The organism is Plantactinospora sp. KBS50 (assembly GCF_002285795.1).
GTDB lineage: Bacteria > Actinomycetota > Actinomycetes > Mycobacteriales > Micromonosporaceae > KBS50.
On sequence record NZ_CP022961.1, the window covers coordinates 2,380,223 to 2,399,350 of the forward strand.

Below are 19,128 nucleotides of genomic sequence, written 5' to 3' on the forward strand. Positions count from 1 at the left end.
GACAGATGCTCGGCACCGGTCGGCTGCTGGTCCAGCTCAACCGGCGGCAAGTCTCCGCCCGGCGCGGCCTGATCCTGTCCGGCGCCAGCGGCACCGGCAAAACCACCGCACTGACCCAACTCGGCCGCACCCACGAACGCGCCGTCCGCAAACGGCACCCCGACAGCCGCCACCGGCTTCCGGTCGCCTACGTCACCGTCCCACCGGCCGCGACCGCCAAAATGCTCGCCGTCGAGTTCGCTCGCTTCTACGGCCTGGAGTTTTCCGCCCGGGCCAACATGCCCGACATCGTCAACGCGGTCTGCACCGCCGCCGCTAACACCGGCATCGAACTGGTTCTGGTCGACGAGATCCACAACCTCAACCTCGCCACCCGAGCCGGCGCCGAGGTGTCCGACCAGCTCAAATACTTCGCCGAAAGGCTGCCGGCCACCTTCGTCTACGCCGGCATCGACGTCGAAGCCGAAGGGCTGTTCGCCGGCGTCCGCGGACGCCAGATCGCCGGCCGGTTCACCCTCATCGCGTCCACCCCGTTCGCCTACGGCGCCACCGAGCAGCGCACCGCCTGGCGGTCACTAATCGCCACTCTCGAAGCCAGCCCGACTACCGGCCGAAGGTCGCCAAGGACCCGATCGCCCACTGGATCGACGACGACTGCTGGCGACCACCCAGCCTGCCCCGAACCACCTACCGCACCCAGCGCGGCTTCGGCGGCCACACCATCCCCAAGGCCAACCAGCACAGCATCGACCGGCACCGACGCAGCGCCCGCTGGTTCGCCCGCAACCGCCGCGGCGGCCGCGGCATCCTCTACCACCGCCACGTCGGGCCCGTCCTCGCCCGCGACTGGTCACGTCGTATGGAACTGTTCATCGGCACCGTCGACGCGAGCGCCGAAGCAGCCGCCTTCCCCGACCCCGACACCCCGGCCACCAACGTCGGTGACACCACCGCGCCCGTCATCGCCGACTACAAGAGACCAACCGCGGTGCAGTCCGACTACCTCGACACCGCCATCAACCCCGCCCCCTGGCCGACCCGCGACTCGCCACCAGAACCACGCGGAGGACGACCGCTACTCGGACACGAACGCAAGGTTTTTCTCACCGCACCGACACGCTGACCTCGGCGTCCAACCGCGGCATACGATCTCGACATGCAGCGGCTGGCGCTCTTCGATCTGGACAACACGCTCGTCAACCGCAGCGCGGCCTTCCGCGCATGGGCCCACGAGTTCGTAGCCGACCACCACCTCGACGACGCCGCATTGACCTGGCTCCTGGAAACCGACGCCCGAACCTACGGCACGAAAGGCCCCTTCTTCCACGCCGTTCGCGAGGCTTTTCGCCTCGATCAAGCTGCCGACGAACTCTGGCAGCAATACCGCCAGCGCATGCCGGAACTGGTTGCCTGCCGCTCACAAGATCTGGAAGCGCTGCGCCTGCTGCGCGCCGCCGGCTGGCGGATCGGGATCGTGACCAACGGCATGACCGACAACCAACACTGCAAGATCCACCGCGCTGGCCTTAACACACTGGTCGACGGCTGGTGCATCTCCGACGAAGTCGGCATCCGTAAACCCGAACCGGCGATCTTCAGCATCACCGCGCAGCGCTGCGGCACATCGATAACGCGCGGCGGCTGGATGATCGGCGACGACCCGATCCTCGACGTCGCCGGCGGACGCCGCGCTGGATTGCGCACCATCTGGCTGCAAACCGAGTCGACATCGTGGCCCGAGCGCCAACCAGGACCCGACAACACCGTCGTCGCCGTCGCAGACGCCGTCGAAGTCCTCCTCCAGACGGCGATGCCCGCCACGAGAAATTGACGGCCTACGGCAGGATCGTTCTCCATGATCGATGATTTCGCGAAAGAGTACCTGCACAGCGATCTGCGAGATATTCGCGAGGTGATGCTGTGGAAACTCGACGGGCTTTCCGAGTACGACATCCGCCGTCCCCTCACCCTGACCGGAACCAACCTTCTCGGCCTGGTCAAGCACCTGTCGATCACGGAGGCAAGATACTTCGGCGACATCTTCGACCGGCCGTTCCCCGAACCCATACCCCGGTGGGACGACGCCGACGCGGGCGACGCGGCCATGTGGGCGACCGAGCACGAGACGCGCGAGGAGATCATCGACCGGTACCGTCGCGTGTGGGAGCACTCGGACGCGACGATCGCCGCCCTGGCGATCGACTCGCCCGGCCACGTGCCCTGGTGGCCACGCCCCAATGTGAAGCTGTTCAACATCCTGGTCCACGTTCTCACCGAGACCAGCCGGCACGCCGGACACGCCGACATCCTGCGCGAACAGCTCGACGGCTCGACCGGGTTCATGGCCAAATACGCGGACGCGCAGCCCGACACGGCCTACTGGGAAGCTCGGCGCGCGACGATCGAACGGGCCGCTACAGCAGCCGCCACCAAGCCCGATCACGCTCCAGGAAGACCGCACAGACCCGCTCCGATCGAACCTTGACCGGGAAACCGCGAGTAAGTCCGGACACTTCGATCCACCAGTGTCCGGACTTACCTTGCAGGCCGCTGGTCAGCGCTTTGATCATCCACAATTCTCGCCTGGACGCGACAGTCCCGTCCAGGCGTAGTTGGCCAGTCCGCCTGAAGGTGGCCAGCAGCGTGGTCTCGTCCGCCCGAAGATGGCCAACCCTGCACCGAGGTTCTCGGCAGCTTCGTCCCGACTGCCACTCTGGAACACTGGCCGCGTGACGGACGAACGCAGAACGCGAGTTCGGGATGTACGCAGCCAACTTGCCCAAGAAGGGCCGGTGTGGACGCGCGGACCTGAACTCGACTTCCAGACCGTGACCTTGCCCGAACGCGACTGCGACCTCGTTCGTGATCTCTTGGTCGCCGAGAAGGCGCAGACGGTCGTGGAGATCGGGCTCGCGTACGGGAGTTCCGCCCTCGCCATCGGAGAGGCCCTGCTGGCCGTCGACGCACCGAACCCCCGCCACATTGTGATCGATCCGTTCCAGCAGCAGGCGTACAACAACGTCGGGTGGGACTTGCTGTGTTCTGCGGGCTTGGATTCCATAGCCGATCTTGTCGCCGCCCCCTCGTCGCTCGCGCTGGCCCAACTCGTCATGGACGGGGTCGTGGCAGATGCGGCCTTCATCGACGGTAGCCACCGGTTTCACGAGGTCTTCGTCGATATCTACTTCCTTCGCAAGATCGTCAAGCCGGGCGGTCTGCTCCTTCTAGACGATGACTACCACCCGTCGGTCCGGGCCGCAGTGCGATATTACGAGCGGAACGTCGGGTTCACGCCACTCCCGGACGCGTTCGCGACCGGATCCCTCAAGAACATCGGTGGGGACGGCACGGCCGAGGTTGTCCGCCGATGCCGAGCCGTCAGGCTGCCCGCTCCGTCGTTCGAGCCGGCGTTCGAGGGCTTTAAGCCCTTCTGACTGGCCGACCCCTTGGGCGATCGCGTCTACCCTTCCGGGGCATCGATGAACATTTCTGATGCGCCTCCCCGGTTGTGTCGATGAAATCCGATAGCGTGCCGAGATGCTGCACGCGGTGCCTGGCCCTGGTAGTCCGCTGACGGCTGAGTTCGAGGTCAGCGCCATCGGCTCCGATGGGGCCGAGACTCGTGCAACCTTGTTCGACTCGGCTGAGGCTCGGTTCGATCTCGGCAAACCAGTCCGCTCGTTCTCTTCGCGCAAACGAAAAGCGGCACTTCCCGGGTCTGTGGTGGTCGTCGACGACGCGCGGACATGTCGGCTATGAGTCCTGGCTGGAGCGGGACCACCTGATGCTGCTCGTCTTCGAGCCTTCGGTGGTCGGCATCGCCTCGAGCTGAAAGACCGCTTCGGGGTCGAGCCCATCCTCCGGGTCCTCAACGTGGCTGTCTCCACCTACTACGGCTGGCGCGCCCAAGCCGCGAAGCCGTCTGTCCGGCGACGCGAGGATGCGGAACTGGCCGTGGAGATCGCAGAGATCCACGACGTGTCGGGCGGCACCTACGGCAGCCCACGAGTGCATGCGATGTTGCGTCGGCAGGGCCGGCAGGTGGGGCGCAAGCGGGTCGAGCGGCTGATGCGCGACGCCGGCCGGCAGATCGCCGGCCGGTTCACCCTGATCGCGTCCACCCCATTTGCCTACGGCACCACCGAGCAGCGCACCGCCTGGCGGTCCCTGATCGCCACCCCCGAAGCCATGCTCCGCCTGCACCAGCACAGTCCCGGAACCCTGGTCGCGTTGGACGAGTACCTCCACCGCCGCAGCTCCGGCATGATCGACAGCCTGTCCCAACTGATCCGCGGCGCGGCGATCCTGGCCATCGAGGACGGCACCGAACAGATCACCCGCGACCTGCTCGACCTGGTCCCGGTCGACTTTGCCGCCGAGAAAGCCGCCCGGTCCGCTCCACCCGGCCAGCGCAAACGCCGGAACGCCAAGACCGCCGCCGCGACGGCCTGATGCACGCCCGCCTGCCGATCGCGGTTACGCCCGGCCACCACGAGACCGCCACGTCCTACGTCGCCCGGCTCGCCATCCTGCACGGCATCCCCTTCTCCGAGCTCTGGCGGCAGGTCAGCCGCCCTCGCCAACCCGCCAGCACCACCATGGTGATCGCCGGTGATCGGCTCGCCGCCGTCACCGGCATCCCCGAAGCCCGGTTGGCCCGCGCCCTCATCGAGATCCGCCACCCCGAACCTGACTGGCGCGCCTTCCGCCACGAGCCCCAACACGGATGCCCCGCTGCACCGGACGCCACCCCGGCGGCGGCCTCCGGCAACTGTTCCCGCACCACCGTTACGTCTGCACCCGGCACCGCATCTGGATCGGCCCACCTGATCTGACCGACCAGCCTTACCCGAGCCTCGACCAGCTACCCGAGATCGTCGCCGCGCAACGCGCCCACCTGCGTCTGCTGCACCGTCTCGGCCCCACCGCCACCTATGACGCCGTCCTCACCGGCTTCCTCATCTGCGGCCACCGCTGGGACCAACAACCCGACCCCATCACCGACCTGGACGCCCGGAACGCCTGGCGGACCCGGATCGACACGCTCACCCACCCGGCACCGAACAGGCCATGTTCAGCACCTCACGACTGTTCGCCGCCACCTACCCCGAAGCCATCAAGATCGCCGCGCTCGTCGGCTCCCTGCACTGGCGCCGACAAGCTGCCGGCGACCCCGACGGGCAACGCCGCTTCGCTGCCGAGATCTGCCGCCGTCTCGGCCAACCCGACTACCGGCCCAAGGTTTCCAAGGACTCGATCGCTCACTGGATCGACGACGACTGCTGGCGACCGCCCACCCTGCCGCCAACCACCTATCGCACCCTGCCCGGCTTCGGCAACCCGACCATCAGCAACCCAACCAGCACAGCATCGACCGCCACCACCGCAGCGCACGCTGGTTCGCCCGCAACCGCCGCGGCGGACGCGTCATCCTCTACCACCGCCACGTCGGCTCCGTCCTCGCCCGCGACTGGTCACGCAAAATGGAACAGTTCGTCGGCACCGTCGAAGCCAGCGCCCAAGTTCAGACCTTTAACGACCTCGACGGCCAGGAGCCGAACCAGTCCTCCATCGCCGACTACATCAGACCCGGAGCTATGAAGTCCGACTACCTCGACGGCACCATCAGCCCGGCAGCCTGGCCCTCTCAGGCCGGCCGGCGGCCAGGTGAACCTTGTTGCCCACCGTTCCCGAGCGACGGCTCAGTTTGATCGATCACCGGCTTCCTGGCCTGCGCCGATTCTTCACCGCCCAGAACAGGTTGCCCACGCACACCACGGCGCAGACGCCGAACGTTACCGGCGTCCACCAGGCTCCGCCGGGCGTCCACCAGGACGCCAACGCCAACCACGTGAAGATGACCAACAAGATCGTCCAACCGATCACAAACCACGGAACCCGTTGACCAGCCACGCGTTCTCCCGTTCGATGGCGCCTACGCGATCACGGAGCCCGCCATTCCATCGACCATGACGGATTAGTTGAGTCGATACTCCCAGCCTTCTGGGTGCCATTGAAAGTCCGCTTCCAGCAGTTCCCGCACGGTGAACCCGTTGATCACATGTTCCAGACCCCGGTACGTCGCGAGGTGCCCAATCAGCATGACCCGCTGTCCCGCCCACCGGGTCGGCAGATCGGAGAGCATCCCCGCCACCCGCTCGATGGCCTGACTATGGCTCTCGCCGTCCGGATACGGGTGATCGCAGAAGTCCAGGCGATCACGCTTGACCTCGGCCCCGGGCGAGCCGTTGCGCGCTCCGAAGTCACACTCGCGCAGCCGCCAGTCATACAGGATCGGGATGTCCGTGCCGCCGAACGCGATCTCCACCGTTTCCGCCGCGCGGCGCAGATCCGAGGTGAACACCGCTGCGATGCCGTCATCGCGGCGTCGCCGACCCATCTCGGCGGCATTGGCACGGCCTTGCTCGCTGAGCCGGCCGGGCAACCACCCGGTCGCGATGCCACGCTCGTTGTCCTCGGTCAGGGCATGGGTCTCGAACACGATCTCGATCGGCATCGCACGAGGTTACTGAGGTCCTTCAAGCTGCGCTGTCGGTTCTGCCGAGTCAGGGCCCGTCGCGCATCGGGTTCAGCGCTCCGGCGAAGACGGATCGGTAGGAGGCGAAGTGGGAGGCCTCCTGTCGCGTCCACGCCAACACCTCGGCCGCGGTGGGACCCGCCTGAACTGGTTGGCATGCATCGACGCGCTCGCGCCAGAAGCATTCGTTACGGACGAATCGATCGTCGATGGCCGTCACCAGCCCGCGACGCTGATCCACCGAAAGCCCGTAGGCGTCGGCAAGAACGCGAACCTGGCGCGCCTGCTCGATCGGCTGACCGCGGTCCGGCTTGGACGAGATGCACCATGACCAGGCCATATAGCCGACGTCCTCCAGCGGATCACCGACCGCCGCGAAGTCGAAATCGATGAACGCCACCGGCAGGTCGTCGCGGAACACTGTGTTGTTCGGACCAGGGTCGTGATGGCAGACGACTTCTCCGCCGCCGATTCGTTCGGCCAGGCCACGGCTCGCGTCATGCATGCGCCGCAGCAGTATTCCCGCCGCCGTGATCTGCTCGTCGGCGAACGCCCGCCATTTCTCAGGCACCTCGCCAGGAAGGAAGGTCAGGATCTCGCGGCCGAGGTCATCCTCACCCAGGTATCTGGGCGCGCCGTCGAAGCCCTCGCTGGCCAGATGCGCCAACAACATCGCAGCAAGTCGCGAGGCTGGCGACACCGGGCGTCGCACAGTTCCACCGACCCTCACCACGCCGGGCGTCAGGCGGCCACCGCCCAGCATCACCTCGGACTCCACGGACCCACCGACCATCGGACAACCCTACGGTGAAGCAGTGGGCAGAGACGGCCGACCAGGACCACCAAGATCGGCTAAGCTGCCGCGATGCCGTTCGAACCCGGACAGGTCGTCACGCGCCGCTATCTGCGCGGTCCATGGGTCACCTGGGCCCAACCGATGCGTGTCATCAGCGACGACGAGCACGGGCTGCTGCTCTGGCACTCGGTCGGCAGCGACATCGCCCGCCTCGTCGACGCCGACGGCAACACCCCGCACGATGTCGCCGTCGATCGAATGCGGGACCCGAAGCTGACCCTGCAGAGCTGGACGGACTACGACATCCTGGTCCTCATGCGGCCGGAGACTGCCCATGCCGTGTGGTGGTGCTTCCAGCAAGACGCGTTCGCCGGCTGGTACGTCAACCTCGAAACTCCCTACCTCCGGCGTCCGGACAGCGTGGACACCACCGACCACGTCCTCGACATCGTGGTCACCCCGGAACGACAGTGGGAATGGAAGGACGCCGACGAGTTCAACGAGCGCACCGGCGACCCCCTCTACTTCGACAGCGCCACGGCCGAGACGATCCGGTCGGAGGGCAACCGGCTCATCAAGCTCATCGAGGCCGGGGAATTCCCCTTCGACGGCACCCACACCGACTTCCGCCCCGACCCAGACTGGCCCACGCTCCGGCTCACCGGCACCCTCGAACTCCAGCCGCACCGGACGGCGTGACCCCGTCCAAGCCCTTCTTCGATCGCGGCACCCACGGAGATCTGCCTACGCCGTCGAATAATGTCCTGATGTCACGGCCAACCATCAGGATCCGACGAGTCGCCGACCTGGACCGTTGCGTCCAAGCTCTGCAAGCGGTGCACGAAAACGACGCATACCCCCTGAACTGGCCGACCGACCCGCTCAGCTGGCTCAACCCGCCACGGTTGCAGCAAGCATGGATCGCCGAAGAATCAGGCGGCATCGTCGACGGTCACGTCGCAATCCAACGCTCACCCAGCGAAGCGCCGGCACGCCACGTCGAACTCTCCCGGCTCTTCGTCACTCCCACCGCGCGGCGCCACTCCCTCGCCGGCGCGCTCGTCGACCACGCCCGAAGATGGGCCGCCGAGCACAACTACGACCTCACACCGAACGTCACAGACGAACAACGCTCAGCCGCCGTCGCCTTCTACGAAGCCACCGGCTGGCGGCACACCCACACGATGGACGCCGACTGGACCACCCCCGACGGCAGGCCCGTCAAGCTACGCCACTACACCCTCACCAGCATGACATCCGACGCGGATGGAAACCTACAGCCACCGCCGAGCCCGAAAAACGCAAAGTAAATCCGGACGCTCTCAACCCGCACCGTCCGGACCTACTCTGCGAGCCGCTGGTCGGCGCCCTGATCATCCGCAACGTGGAACCGGACGCGACCCTGCGAGTGTCCGGACTTAGCTTTGCGAGTCCTGGTCAGCGCCTTGATCATCCGCAACCTGTCACCAGCTGCAACACGGGGAGAGGATCGCCGTGACAGTGATTTCCGGTGGTGGCAGGTGGGTCGTGGTTACGCCTCGGAGCCGCGAATGCCGGGCGGCTCCCATCCGATCGGGGAGGCGGGATCCTCCAGCGGTTGGTGGCGACTGCGCAGCGCGTCGAACAACGCGACAATGGCCAGCACTCCGGCTACCGCACTCAGCCCGAGCATCGGCTCCCGGCGGGCCAGCACCGTCGGGGCCAACAGCAGGGCCACCAGGCCGATCACATGTGACCGGGAGACCCGCCCGAAGATCTCGTACTCCAGCCGCAGCCGCGCGATGAGGAAGAGCACCGGACCGCCCACCACGAACAGCAGCCACGTCGCCCGTGCCGGATCGTACGGATCGGCGATCACCACCTCGTAGCCGACCGCGCTGATGAGCACGCTGAGCACGATCAGCACATGGGTCCGTTCCGATGCCGTCCCCAGCCGGGCGGGCCTCGGTGACCGCTCCAGTGCCGGGGGCAGCAGGAGGCCGGCGCGGTGGAAGTAGATCCGCCACAGCAGCGCGCTGGTGGTGAAGGCGACCGCGAAGGCGACGGCCCGCTGCGCGGAGTAGGCCACGCCGCTGAAGACGGCGCCGATGGACAGGATGGATTCGCCGAGCGCGATGAGGAAAATCTGCTGGTGACGCTCGGCCAGATGCGTCCCGGCGATCCGCCAGTCGCCCACCTTCGCGGCTCCGATCCGTGGCAGCGGCCAGCCCAGCACCCAGGCAAGGTAGTCCACGCCGAGCGCGGCGGCCCAGAGCGGCAGGCGGAGATGGCTCGGGCCGAGCGCGCCGACCAGCCAGAGCGGGGCGGCCGCCGTCGCCCAGGCGGCGAGCCGGAGCGCCACCAGTCGACGCGGATGGCCCCGGAGTGCGACGGCGAGCACGAGTGGCCGGATCATCATCACCGACATGTACGCGGTCACGAACGGCAGCGCCCGCTCCTCCAGGGCGCGCGGCAGCGTCACCGCCATCACCAGGCTGGCGAACATCGTGCCGATCACGACGGCCTGGATGATCGCGCGTTCCGGTTTGTAGCGGCTGGTGATCCAGGCGGTGTGCGACCAGATCAACCAGAGCGCCAGGAACAGCAGCAGGGCACGGCCGAACCCGGCCACAAGGTCCCAGCCGGAATCGTCGTCAAGGTCGGCGAAGCGTTGTGAGACCCGGGTGAGGGCGAAGACGAACGCCAAGTCGAAGAAGAGTTCCAGGAAGGTGGCGCGTCCCGAACTCCTTTCGGGGCGCAACAGCCTGGACTCCCGACCCGCCACGATTCTCCCGTCCCCCGTGGCACCAACGAGCCGGCCGCCGGCAGGGTTGCGTCCCTGCGGCCGGCCGTCTGGCCGTCATCCGTCCGGCGGGGCTGGCGATCCGCGGCTCAAGCGCCCTGTCCCGGCTGGTGCGCCGCCGTTGTGATGATCGAGGAGAACGCCGCCGCGAGGGGTTCGCCCACCGCCGACGGCTCGTTGAGGTAGCCGTTGACCATCGCGCCGTCTCGCAGCATCATCAGCTGCCGCGCGACGGAGTCGACGTCGTTCACGGTGGCCTCCGTGGCGATGCTGGCGAACTCGTCGAGCATCCACTGGCGGTGGGCGTCAACGGCCACCCGGACCGGGTCGTCGGGATCGGTGAACTCCGCCGCCGCGTTGATGAACGCGCATCCGCGGAATCCCGGGCGGCAGCTCACGGAGCCGATGTCGGTGGCGAGGGTGCGCAGCGACCCCAGCGGGTCGCCCTTGCGGCGCGTGCTGGCCATCCACTGCCGTTCCGCCGCCGCCTGTTCCTCCAGGTACGCGACCACAAGCTCGTTCTTCGTACGGAAGTGGCGGTAGAAGGTGACCTTCGTGATGCCGACCTGCTCGATGATGCGGTCGGCGCTCGTGGCGCGGATGCCCTGGGTGTAAAACAGCTGGTTTGCCGCGGCGAGGATGCGTGCTCTGGTGGCAGACCCCGAGGTGGCGCGCTTCACCGTCTCGGCGATATCGCCCTGCATGTTCTACTCCATCCCGTTTTGGCTGGTTGCACCGGCGCTACGAGCAGTCTAAAGTCGATGAGGTAGACGTACTAGTAACCCTACATCGGGATGACGAAGGAGAACGCCAATGTCCGCACCCCTCTACACCGCCGTCGCGACCTCGACCGGCGACGGCCGCGCCGGAGGCCGCGCGGTGACCGACGACGGCGCGCTCGACGTGACGCTCGCCGTTCCCGCCGGCATGGGAGGCCCGGGCGGGGCGACCAACCCGGAGCAACTGTTCGCGGCCGGATGGGCGTCGTGCTTCCACTCGGCGCTCAAGCTCGTGGCCACGCAGCGCAAGGTTCCGCTGGTCGACTCCGGCGTGGTCGCCGAGGTCTCGATCGTGGCGACCGCGACCGGCGGGTGGGGGCTCAGCGCCGCTCTGCGTGTGCAGATCGGCGGCGGGATCGCCCCCGATGTCGCCGAAAGCCTCACCGCCGCGGCGCACGAGGTCTGCCCCTATTCGCTCGCCACCCGCGGCAACGTGCCCGTCACCGTCACCACGACCACCGTTGCCTGACCGTCACATTCCCCAGGAAAGAGAGACCATGACTCAGTCCGAGTCGAGAGCGCTGTCGCCGTTCAGCGCAGTGCTCCGTCGCCTGTACCTCACCCGCTTCGCCTTCGCCGTCGTCTGGGCGGTGCTTCTGTTCCTGACCGCGTCGAGCGCCGGGCCGCTCCTGACCGCCCTGCTGGTGATCTATCCGCTCTTCGACGCGGCCGCGGTCCTGTCGCAGGTGCGGTCGCAGCAGCGTGCTCCCGGGTCCCGCACCGCGGAGTGGATCAACGTAGCGGTCAGCGTCGTCGTCGCCGTCGCGCTCGGCTGGGCATCGACGGTGTCGATCGCCGCCGCTCTCGCAGTCTGGGGTGTGTGGGCCGTCGGGGCCGGGATCCCCCAACTCGTCGCCGCCGTCCGGCAGCGGCGCTCCGGTGGTCAGGTGCCGCAGATCCTCAGCGGCGGCCTCTCGGTCGTGGCCGGACTGGCGTTCCTCGCCCAGGGGCTCCAGGGCGCCGGCACCATCGGCGGAGTGGGCGGCTACGCCCTCGTCGGTGGGATCTTCTTCCTGATCTCCGCCTTCCGCCTGAACTCCCTGCTGCGGCCGGCATCATGACCGGCATGGCGGGACAGCCGTTCGACTACGACCTGATCGTGGTGGGCGCCGGCCCGGTCGGAGAGAACGTCGCCGACTACGCGACCAGGCGCGGCATCCGCGCGGCGGTCGTCGAGTCCGAACTCGTCGGGGGCGAATGCTCCTACTGGGCGTGCATGCCCTCCAAGGCACTCCTGCGCAGCGGTCAGGCAATCCGGGCGGCTCGCCGGCTCGCCGGAGCCCGCGAGGCGGTCGCGGGTGCCATCGACGTCCCGGCGGTCCTGGCCCGAAGGTCGTCGTTCACCGACCACTGGAGGGACGACGGGCAGGTCGCCTGGCTCGACTCCGCGGGCATCGACCTGATCCGCGGCCGTGCCCGGGTCGTCGGCCAGGGCCAGGTCCGGGTTGCCGACCGGGTCTACTCGGCGCGGGCGGTCGCCCTGGCGACGGGCTCCGTCCCGATCCGGCCCGAGATCCCGGGTCTCGCGGCCGCCGCCCCCTGGGGCACCCGCGAGGCGGTCGCCGCCGACCACGTACCCTCGCGGCTCGTCATCATCGGTGGCGGCGTCGCCGGCACCGAACTCGCCTTCGCGTTCGCGTCCCTCGGCTCGCGGGTCACCATGCTGTCCCGCGCCGGGCTGCTCGACCAGGAGGAACCGTTCGTCGGAGAGCACCTCGCCGCCGCGCTGGCCGACGAGAAGGTCGACGTGCGCCTGGGCGTCACGCCGGCACGGGTCGACCGTGACGCCGACGGGATCGTCACCGTCGTCCTCAACGACGGCACCGGGTACCGCGCGGAAGAGGTGTTGGTCGCCACCGGGCGTCGCCCGAACACCGACAACCTCGGTCTCGAGACGATCGGTCTCGACCCGGCAACCGGGGTGCGGGTGGACGACACGATGCTCGTCGACGGCACCGACTGGCTCTACGCCGTCGGAGACGTGAACGGTCGCGCGCTGCTCACCCATCAGGGCAAGTACCAGGCGCGAGCCGCGGGCGAGGCGATCGCCGCGCGGCTGCAGGGGTCGCCGGTCTCCGACCAGACGTGGGGGAGGCACGTCGCCTCGGCGGACCGAGCGGCCGTGCCCCGAGTGGTGTTCACCGATCCGGAGGTCGCCAGCGTCGGGCTTTCCGAGGCCCGCGCGCGCGGCGAGGGACTCACGATCCGGTCAGTCGAATACGACCTCGGCTCGGTCGCCGGGGCCAAGCTCCACGCCGACGGCTACGCCGGTCGTGCCAAGCTCGTCGTCGACGAGGACCGAGGCGTGGTCGTCGGTGCGACCTTCGTCGGCCAGGACGTCGCCGAACTCCTGCACGCGGCGACGATCGCGATCGTCGGCGAGGTCCCGATCGACCGGCTCTGGCACGCCGTGCCCGCGTACCCCACGATCAGCGAGGTCTGGCTGCGGCTGCTTGAGGCGTACGGCCGACCGGCCTGAGATCAGAGTGCGCGCCCGCGCCGAGGAGTCGGCGCGGGCGCGCCGCAAGCCGTCGACGCCGGCGGGACAATGTCCCTCATGCAGTTCAGCGCGGAACCGGCCGGCAACCAGGTACTCGTCGGCTCGTTGCCCCAGCCGGACTATCCACCGGCGCTGCGCACACACGCGCCACCCGCATGGTGGAGCCGCGCCGAGCTCACCCTCGAATACGCCCGCACCGCGTACGCCGCCCGCGGGCAGTGGTCGACCAACGAGAAGCGCCTCCTCGACCAGGCCGGTCTGCGCCACCTCGACGCGCTCATCTGCACGATGACGCCTGACTCCGGCGCCCTGACCACCGCACTCGACCGCGTCGCGGACGCCCTTCGGCGGGCCGTGGCTGACCCGTAACAGTGGATGGTGCCGGTCACCCGCCGGGCTATGTTGGCTGCATGCTGCTCCGGTCCGCCATCGGCCGCTTCAACGGCTACTTCGCGTCCTTCCAGTCCTCGCCGTGGTGGCAACGCCGCTTCACGGTCATCACCTACACCGGCCGCCGATCCGGACGGACGTTCAGCACTCCGGTGGCGTACCGGCGCGCGGGGAACACCGTGACAATCGGCGTGCAGATGCCCGACGCCAAGAACTGGTGGCGCAATTTCCTCGACGGCGGCCCGATCACGTTGCTGCTCGACGGCGCCCACCGCACCGGCCACGCGGTTTCCCGCCGGGACGATCGGGGTCGGGTCACCGTCTCCGTGCAACTGGACGACTGATGCCCGGCGGCCCCGGACATCGGCGAACCCGACCTCCGGGACCCGGCGACGTCGTGGATCAGGTTGTCGCCGCCGTTGCTGCTCGTCAGCAGGTCAACGGCATTCGGATCGTCGGCATCGACGGCCCGAGCGGTTCAGGGAAGAGCCACCTTGCCCGCAGGCTCTCCGAGGCGCTGGCGGCGCCGGTCATCGAGGTCGACGACTTCGTCTCCTGGGACAATTTCGCCGGGTGGTGGGACCGCTTCGACACTCAGGTACTCGCGCCGCTGCTTCGCGGCGAGGACGCCGTCTACCAGACACGAGACTGGACCGACTGGTACGGCGACACCCTCGGCGAGTGGAAGACCCAGCGGTGGAGCCCGGCTCTGATCTTCGAGGGCGTCACCTGCACCCGCCGCGAGACGATCGGTCGACTCGCCTACACCATCTGGGTTGACGCGCCGGCACCCCTGCGACTGGCGCGCGGCCTCGCCCGCGACGGCTCCTTGGCCGGTGCCGAGCGGCTCTGGCGGAACTGGATGGCCGAGGAGGAGAAGTTCTTCGCCTCCGACGGTACCCGCGATCGGGCCGACCTGATCATCGACACCGCCGAACACGGATGACGGCGGCCGGGCCTGGCTCGGCCCCGCCCGGCTCGGCTTCCAAGGAAGTCACACGGCCCATCCAACGACGCATGCGGCTGCGAGACGGCTCAGCCGAGCCGGTACTCCCAGCCTTCGGCCGCCACTCGAAGTCCGCTTCCAGCAGCGCCCGCAGCGTGCGCCCGTTGATCACATGCTCCAGCGCCCGGTACGTGAGTTGTGCAAACTCGGCGGTAGCGGGTTACCGGCGATCCTGTGGGTGTGGTTCGTACAGTGGCGACATGCCGTGGTCGCAGGTCCGGTCGCTGGGCGGCGCGCCAGTCGCGCGCGTCCGGACCTGGGAGCCGAGTACGGGTGCGTCCTCCGTCGTTGACGCCTCCCGTCGTTGACCTTGGAGTTAGGTTAGCCTAACCTAGCGCCCATGGCGCGCACGAACATGAAGGATGCCCGGCTCAAGCCCGACGTGGTGGAGCCGCTCGTGCTCCAGGTGTCGCGCCGCGAACGGCTCTCCGCGCACTTCGTCCGGGTCACCTTCGGTGGCGACGATCTGGCGCGGTTCCGGTACATGGGCTTCGACCAGTGGTTCCGGCTCTTCCTCCCGGTGCACTCCGACTCGCTCGAACGCCTGCCGGCCAGGCTCGACACCCTTTCGTACCTGCGCTTCCTGACCATCCCGAAGTCGTCACGACCGGTGCTGCGCAACTACACCGTCCGGGCGTACCGGCCGGACGGTCCGGAACTGGACGTCGACTTCGTCATCCACGGCCGGACCGGTGCCGGCGGTGCGGACGGCGCCGGCGAGCCGCGCACCGGCGAACCCGGCGCGGATCAGGGCGCGGATCAGGGCGCGGCCGGCCCGGCCGCCACCTGGGCCGAGGCGTGCCAGCCCGGCGACCGGGTCGCGATCCTCGACGAGGGGATCATGTTCAATCCGCCCGCCGACGCCGACCGGGTGCTGCTGGTCGCCGACGAGACCGGCCTGCCCGCGGCCGCCGGCATCCTCGCCTCGCTCGCCCGGGACGCCCAGGGGCACGCGGTGCTGGAGGTGCCGTCCGAGGAGGACCGCCAGCGGCTCGATGCGCCGGCCGGGGTCGGGATCACCTGGGTCACCCGGGACGACCCCCGGGCGCTACCCGGCCGGGCGGCACTCGCCGCGGTACGGGCGATGCCGGCGCCGCCGCCCACCGTCTACGCGTGGACCGCCGGTGAGCAGGGGCTGCCGTCGGCGCTGCGCCGGCACTGGGTGGCGGCGGGGGTGCCGAAGGAGCGCATCATGTTCTGCGGGTACTGGAGGGCGCCGAAGAGGCGCTGACCGGACCGCGGGCGATCATCGTTCCGTGATCGTCTGTGCCACCCTGGGTGAATCTGGGCGACCGGAACCGGTTTCGGTCGCGTCGGACGTGGCGCCGGGCCGACCCGCTCCCGCATCCTTTGTCGATGGACTGCCCGTTCTGTCTGCCCGCGGTCGCCTCGCTGATCGTTCTGGAGAACGACTCCTGTTACGCCATCTGGACCGAGGAGGTGCCGGTCGGGTCGGCGATGGTGCTGCCCAGGGCGCACCGCCGGACCGTGTTCGAGCTGACCCAGGCGGAGTGGGCGGCAACCCGCGACCTGCTCACCGAGCTGCGCGCGATGATCGGCCGGGCACACCGGCCGGACGGCTGGAACGTGGGCTGGAACGTGGATCCGGTGGGTGGGCAGTCCGTCCTGCACGCCCACTGCCACCTGGTGCCGCGCTACCGGGAGGAGCCGCTGGCCGGCCGGGGAATCCGGGCCTGGCTCAAGGACCCGGGCAACCGGCCGCCGCAGCACGCGCCGGTGCGTACCCCGTCCTGGCGGCCCGCGGTGGACGGCGCGCCGGTGCCCGCGGGCAGCGAGTAGCCGGTGCCCGCGGGCACCGGCTAGCCTCAGGTCCCCAGCTGGCCCACGTCGGTGATCCGGACGACCGCCGCGCCGGTCTCGTCGGAGGCCGCGAGGTCCACCTCGGCGCTGATGCCCCAGTCGTGGTCGCCGTCCGGGTCGTCGAAGATCTGCCGGACCGTCCACCGGTCCCGGCCCTGGTCGATCATCAGCAGCGCCGGGCCGCGGGCGTCCGGGCCGGTGCCCAGTTCGCCGTACGCGTCGAAGTACGGCCCCATGGCCTCGGCCCAGGCGTCCGCGTCCCAGCCGTCCGCGCCGTCCAACTCGCCCAGCTCGTCGTAGCGGCGCAACGCGGCCAGCTCGACCCGGCGGAACAGCGCGTTGCGGACCAGCACCCGGAACGCCCGCAGGTTGCGGGTGACCGCCGGGGGCCGCTCGTCGAGCACCGCCACGGGGGCGTCGGTCGGGTTGCGCAGCCGCTCCCACTCGTCGATCAGGCTGGAGTCCACCTGCCGGACCAACTCGCCCAGCCACTCGATGAGGTCGGTCAGCTCCTCGGTACGGGCGTCCTCGGGCACGGTCTGCCGCAGCGCCTTGTACGCGTCGGCCAGGTAGCGCAGCACCAGGCCCTCGGAGCGGGACAGCCCGTAGAACGAGACGTACTCGGTGAACGTCATCGCCCGCTCGTACATGTCCCGGACCACCGACTTGGGCGCCAACTCGTGGTCGGCCACCCACGGGTGGCCGCGCCGGTACATCTCGTACGCCGCCGCCAGCAGCTCGGCGAGCGGCTTCGGCCAGGTCACCTCGTCGAGCAGTTCGAGCCGCTGCTCGTACTCGATGCCGTCGGCCTTCATCGCGGCCACCGCCTCGCCGCGGGCCTTGAACTGCTGGGCCGACAGGATCTGCCGGGGGTTGTCCAGGATGGATTCGATCACCGACAGCACGTCCAGGGCGTACGCCGGGGACTCCCGGTCCAGCAGCTCGATCGCGGCCAGCGCGAGCGGGGAGAGCGGCTGGTTGAGCGCGAAGTCGAGCTGAAGGTCGACGGTGAGGCGTACCCGCCGGCCCTGCTCGTCCGGCTCGGGCAGCTCCTCGACCACGCCGCCGGCGCGCAGCGCGCGGTAGATCGCGATGGTCCGGCGGATGTGCCGGCGCTGCGCGGCCCGGTCCTCGTGGTTGTCGGTGAGCAGGTGCCGCATGGCCGCGAACGCGTCGCCGGGCCGGCCGATCACGTTCAGCAGCATCGAGTGGCTGACCTGGAAGCTGGAGGTCAGCGGCTCCGGATCGGCCGCCACCAGCCGTTCGAAGGTGGGCTGGCCCCAGCCGATCGACCCCTCGGGCGGCTTCTTGCGGACCACCTTGCGCCGCTTCTTCGGGTCGTCGCCGGCCTTCGCGAGGGCCTTCTCGTTCTCGATCACATGCTCGGGCGCCTGCACCACCACCCGGCCCACGGTGTCGAAGCCGGCCCGGCCGGCCCGGCCGGCGATCTGGTGGAACTCCCGCGCCTTGAGCAGCCGGGTCCGCACCCCGTCGTACTTGGACAGACCGGTGAACAGCACCGTGCGGATCGGCACGTTGATGCCGACTCCCAGGGTGTCGGTCCCGCAGATCACCTTGAGCAGGCCGGCCTGGGCGAGGGTTTCCACCAGCCGCCGGTACTTGGGCAGCATGCCCGCGTGATGGACGCCGATGCCGTGCCGCACCAGCCGGGACAGCGTCCGGCCGAAGCCGGCGGTGAACCGGAAGTTGCCGATCGCCTCGGCGATCATGTCCTTCTCGGCCCTGGTGCAGACGTTCACGCTCATCAGCGCCTGCGCCCGCTCCAGCGCCGCGGCCTGGGTGAAGTGCACGACGTAGATGGGCGCCTGCCTGGTCTCCAGCAGCTCTTCGAGGGTCTCGTGCAGCGGGGTCATCGCGTACGAGAAGATCAGTGGGACCGGCCGCTGGGCCGAGGCGACGACGGCGGTGGACCGGCCGGTACGCCGGCTCAGGTCGTCGACGAACCGGGTGGTGTCGCCGAGGGTGGCCGACATCAGCACGAACTGGGCCTGCGGCAGCTCGATCAGCGGCACCTGCCAGGCCCAGCCCCGGTCCGGCTCGGCGTAGAAGTGGAACTCGTCCATGATCACCAGGTCGACGTCGGCCCGGCGCCCCTCGCGCAGCGCGATGTTCGCCAGGATCTCGGCCGTACAGCAGATGATCGGTGCGTCCTCGTTCACGCTCGCGTCCCCGGTGAGCATGCCCACGTTGTGCGCGCCGAAGATCTCGCAGAGCGCGAAGAACTTCTCCGACACCAGGGCCTTGATCGGCGCGGTGTAGAAGCTCACCCGGTCCCCGGCCAGCGCGGCGAAGTGCGCGGCCGTGGCCACGAGGCTCTTCCCGGAGCCGGTCGGGGTGTTCAGGATGACGTTGGCACCCGAGACGATCTCGATCAACGCCTCTTCCTGGTGCGGGTAGAGGTCCAGGCCGCGACCCTTGGCCCACTCCGCGAAGGCGTCGTACAGGGCATCGGCGTCCGGTTCGGCCGGAATCTGATCGGTGAGCGTCATGACCGG

At 69.1% G+C, this 19,128-nt stretch carries 23 protein-coding genes and 1 pseudogene; 19 read left to right on the forward strand and 5 right to left on the reverse strand.

What is annotated here, in order from left to right:
• Positions 1-5: 5 nt before the first annotated feature.
• The 9 genes and pseudogenes from CIK06_RS30855 to CIK06_RS10535 all read left to right on the forward strand — a co-directional run.
• Positions 6-470: pseudogene (locus CIK06_RS30855) on the forward strand (TniB family NTP-binding protein); the annotation flags it as partial.
• 389 nt (positions 471-859) lie between these two features.
• Positions 860-1,123: a hypothetical protein gene (locus tag CIK06_RS29905; RefSeq protein WP_198348414.1), complete on the forward strand. Its 264-nt coding sequence runs from the start codon at positions 860-862 to the stop codon at positions 1,121-1,123.
• A gap of 33 nt (positions 1,124-1,156) precedes the next feature.
• Positions 1,157-1,831 carry an HAD family hydrolase gene (locus CIK06_RS10505; protein ID WP_095564672.1) on the forward strand — a complete coding sequence of 225 codons (675 nt, stop codon included), beginning with the start codon at positions 1,157-1,159 and terminating at the stop codon, positions 1,829-1,831.
• A 24-nt stretch (positions 1,832-1,855) separates the two neighbouring features.
• On the forward strand, positions 1,856-2,485 hold the full coding sequence (locus tag CIK06_RS10510; RefSeq protein ID WP_095564673.1) for a DinB family protein: 630 nt from the start codon (positions 1,856-1,858) through the stop codon (positions 2,483-2,485).
• A 244-nt stretch (positions 2,486-2,729) separates the two neighbouring features.
• Positions 2,730-3,434, forward strand: coding sequence for a class I SAM-dependent methyltransferase (locus CIK06_RS10515; protein ID WP_198348181.1), 705 nt, complete (start codon positions 2,730-2,732; stop codon positions 3,432-3,434).
• A 439-nt stretch (positions 3,435-3,873) separates the two neighbouring features.
• Positions 3,874-4,452 carry an IS3 family transposase gene (locus CIK06_RS10525; RefSeq protein WP_198348182.1) on the forward strand — a complete coding sequence of 193 codons (579 nt, stop codon included), beginning with the start codon at positions 3,874-3,876 and terminating at the stop codon, positions 4,450-4,452.
• A complete protein-coding gene (locus CIK06_RS30860; RefSeq protein WP_232534136.1) occupies positions 4,452-4,835 on the forward strand; it encodes a TniQ family protein in 384 nt (127 codons plus the stop codon). Before CIK06_RS10525 ends, CIK06_RS30860 begins: the two co-directional genes overlap by 1 nt.
• Positions 4,836-5,070: 235 nt before the next feature.
• Positions 5,071-5,601 (forward strand): hypothetical protein, encoded by a 531-nt coding sequence (locus CIK06_RS30865; RefSeq protein WP_232534137.1) that lies wholly within the window; start codon positions 5,071-5,073, stop codon positions 5,599-5,601.
• Positions 5,602-5,677: 76 nt separating this feature from the next.
• Positions 5,678-5,905, forward strand: a complete 228-nt coding sequence (locus CIK06_RS10535; protein ID WP_157756699.1) for a hypothetical protein — start codon at positions 5,678-5,680, stop codon at positions 5,903-5,905.
• Between the two features lie 72 nt (positions 5,906-5,977).
• Here CIK06_RS10535 and CIK06_RS10540 read toward each other — a convergent pair whose 3' ends face one another.
• Together CIK06_RS10540 and CIK06_RS10545 are read right to left on the reverse strand one after the other, a co-directional pair.
• A complete protein-coding gene (locus CIK06_RS10540; protein ID WP_095564676.1) occupies positions 5,978-6,517 on the reverse strand; it encodes a histidine phosphatase family protein in 540 nt (179 codons plus the stop codon).
• Between the two features lie 49 nt (positions 6,518-6,566).
• Entirely contained in the window at positions 6,567-7,316 is a 750-nt protein-coding gene (locus CIK06_RS10545) for a phosphotransferase family protein (protein ID WP_095564677.1), read from the reverse strand.
• Between the two features lie 87 nt (positions 7,317-7,403).
• On the opposite strand from CIK06_RS10545, the gene CIK06_RS10550 reads away from it, so the two are divergent.
• Positions 7,404-8,033 (forward strand): DUF402 domain-containing protein, encoded by a 630-nt coding sequence (locus CIK06_RS10550; RefSeq protein ID WP_095564678.1) that lies wholly within the window; start codon positions 7,404-7,406, stop codon positions 8,031-8,033.
• Positions 8,034-8,170: 137 nt separating this feature from the next.
• Complete coding sequence (locus CIK06_RS10555) at positions 8,171-8,644, forward strand: GNAT family N-acetyltransferase (protein WP_232534138.1); 474 nt, start codon at positions 8,171-8,173, stop codon at positions 8,642-8,644.
• A gap of 221 nt (positions 8,645-8,865) precedes the next feature.
• Here the strand turns inward: CIK06_RS10555 and CIK06_RS10560 are convergent, their stop codons facing one another.
• Positions 8,866-10,098: a low temperature requirement protein A gene (locus tag CIK06_RS10560; RefSeq protein WP_232534139.1), complete on the reverse strand. Its 1,233-nt coding sequence runs from the start codon at positions 10,096-10,098 to the stop codon at positions 8,866-8,868.
• Positions 10,099-10,205: 107 nt separating this feature from the next.
• On the reverse strand, positions 10,206-10,820 hold the full coding sequence (locus CIK06_RS10565) for a TetR/AcrR family transcriptional regulator (RefSeq protein WP_095564680.1): 615 nt from the start codon (positions 10,818-10,820) through the stop codon (positions 10,206-10,208).
• Between the two features lie 109 nt (positions 10,821-10,929).
• Between CIK06_RS10565 and CIK06_RS10570 the strand changes: the two genes are divergently transcribed.
• From CIK06_RS10570 to CIK06_RS10605, 8 genes are all read left to right on the forward strand, one after another.
• On the forward strand, positions 10,930-11,364 hold the full coding sequence (locus tag CIK06_RS10570) for an Ohr family peroxiredoxin (RefSeq protein WP_095564681.1): 435 nt from the start codon (positions 10,930-10,932) through the stop codon (positions 11,362-11,364).
• A gap of 28 nt (positions 11,365-11,392) precedes the next feature.
• Positions 11,393-11,956, forward strand: a complete 564-nt coding sequence (locus CIK06_RS10575; protein WP_095564682.1) for a hypothetical protein — start codon at positions 11,393-11,395, stop codon at positions 11,954-11,956.
• 5 nt (positions 11,957-11,961) lie between these two features.
• Entirely contained in the window at positions 11,962-13,374 is a 1,413-nt protein-coding gene (locus CIK06_RS10580; RefSeq protein WP_232534140.1) for an NAD(P)/FAD-dependent oxidoreductase, read from the forward strand.
• Between the two features lie 78 nt (positions 13,375-13,452).
• Positions 13,453-13,764: a hypothetical protein gene (locus CIK06_RS10585; protein WP_095564684.1), complete on the forward strand. Its 312-nt coding sequence runs from the start codon at positions 13,453-13,455 to the stop codon at positions 13,762-13,764.
• Positions 13,765-13,805: 41 nt separating this feature from the next.
• Positions 13,806-14,129 carry a hypothetical protein gene (locus CIK06_RS10590; protein WP_095564685.1) on the forward strand — a complete coding sequence of 108 codons (324 nt, stop codon included), beginning with the start codon at positions 13,806-13,808 and terminating at the stop codon, positions 14,127-14,129.
• Between the two features lie 53 nt (positions 14,130-14,182).
• A complete protein-coding gene (locus CIK06_RS10595) occupies positions 14,183-14,731 on the forward strand; it encodes a uridine kinase (RefSeq protein ID WP_369916128.1) in 549 nt (182 codons plus the stop codon).
• Between the two features lie 400 nt (positions 14,732-15,131).
• Complete coding sequence (locus CIK06_RS10600; RefSeq protein WP_232534141.1) at positions 15,132-16,022, forward strand: siderophore-interacting protein; 891 nt, start codon at positions 15,132-15,134, stop codon at positions 16,020-16,022.
• Positions 16,023-16,147: 125 nt separating this feature from the next.
• Positions 16,148-16,591 (forward strand): HIT family protein, encoded by a 444-nt coding sequence (locus CIK06_RS10605; protein ID WP_095564687.1) that lies wholly within the window; start codon positions 16,148-16,150, stop codon positions 16,589-16,591.
• A gap of 26 nt (positions 16,592-16,617) precedes the next feature.
• Here CIK06_RS10605 and CIK06_RS10610 read toward each other — a convergent pair whose 3' ends face one another.
• Positions 16,618-19,122 (reverse strand): RNA helicase, encoded by a 2,505-nt coding sequence (locus tag CIK06_RS10610; protein ID WP_095564688.1) that lies wholly within the window; start codon positions 19,120-19,122, stop codon positions 16,618-16,620.
• Between the last annotated feature and the right edge of the window lie 6 nt (positions 19,123-19,128).

What these genes read in the sequence shown, in the direction of transcription:
- CIK06_RS10590 (WP_095564685.1), top strand. Translation starts at nt 13,806, where the DNA reads ATGCTGCTCCGGTCCGCCATCGGCCGCTTCAACGGCTACTTCGCGTCC.
- CIK06_RS10610 (WP_095564688.1), bottom strand. Translation starts at nt 19,122, where the DNA reads ATGACGCTCACCGATCAGATTCCGGCCGAACCGGACGCCGATGCCCTG.
- CIK06_RS10550 (WP_095564678.1), top strand. Translation starts at nt 7,404, where the DNA reads ATGCCGTTCGAACCCGGACAGGTCGTCACGCGCCGCTATCTGCGCGGT.
- CIK06_RS10565 (WP_095564680.1), bottom strand. Translation starts at nt 10,820, where the DNA reads ATGCAGGGCGATATCGCCGAGACGGTGAAGCGCGCCACCTCGGGGTCT.
- CIK06_RS10510 (WP_095564673.1), top strand. Translation starts at nt 1,856, where the DNA reads ATGATCGATGATTTCGCGAAAGAGTACCTGCACAGCGATCTGCGAGAT.
- CIK06_RS10570 (WP_095564681.1), top strand. Translation starts at nt 10,930, where the DNA reads ATGTCCGCACCCCTCTACACCGCCGTCGCGACCTCGACCGGCGACGGC.
- CIK06_RS10600 (WP_232534141.1), top strand. Translation starts at nt 15,132, where the DNA reads ATGGCGCGCACGAACATGAAGGATGCCCGGCTCAAGCCCGACGTGGTG.
- CIK06_RS10580 (WP_232534140.1), top strand. Translation starts at nt 11,962, where the DNA reads ATGGCGGGACAGCCGTTCGACTACGACCTGATCGTGGTGGGCGCCGGC.
- CIK06_RS10575 (WP_095564682.1), top strand. Translation starts at nt 11,393, where the DNA reads ATGACTCAGTCCGAGTCGAGAGCGCTGTCGCCGTTCAGCGCAGTGCTC.
- CIK06_RS10585 (WP_095564684.1), top strand. Translation starts at nt 13,453, where the DNA reads ATGCAGTTCAGCGCGGAACCGGCCGGCAACCAGGTACTCGTCGGCTCG.
- CIK06_RS30865 (WP_232534137.1), top strand. Translation starts at nt 5,071, where the DNA reads ATGTTCAGCACCTCACGACTGTTCGCCGCCACCTACCCCGAAGCCATC.
- CIK06_RS30860 (WP_232534136.1), top strand. Translation starts at nt 4,452, where the DNA reads ATGCACGCCCGCCTGCCGATCGCGGTTACGCCCGGCCACCACGAGACC.
- CIK06_RS10505 (WP_095564672.1), top strand. Translation starts at nt 1,157, where the DNA reads ATGCAGCGGCTGGCGCTCTTCGATCTGGACAACACGCTCGTCAACCGC.
- CIK06_RS10540 (WP_095564676.1), bottom strand. Translation starts at nt 6,517, where the DNA reads ATGCCGATCGAGATCGTGTTCGAGACCCATGCCCTGACCGAGGACAAC.
- CIK06_RS29905 (WP_198348414.1), top strand. Translation starts at nt 860, where the DNA reads ATGGAACTGTTCATCGGCACCGTCGACGCGAGCGCCGAAGCAGCCGCC.
- CIK06_RS10605 (WP_095564687.1), top strand. Translation starts at nt 16,148, where the DNA reads ATGGACTGCCCGTTCTGTCTGCCCGCGGTCGCCTCGCTGATCGTTCTG.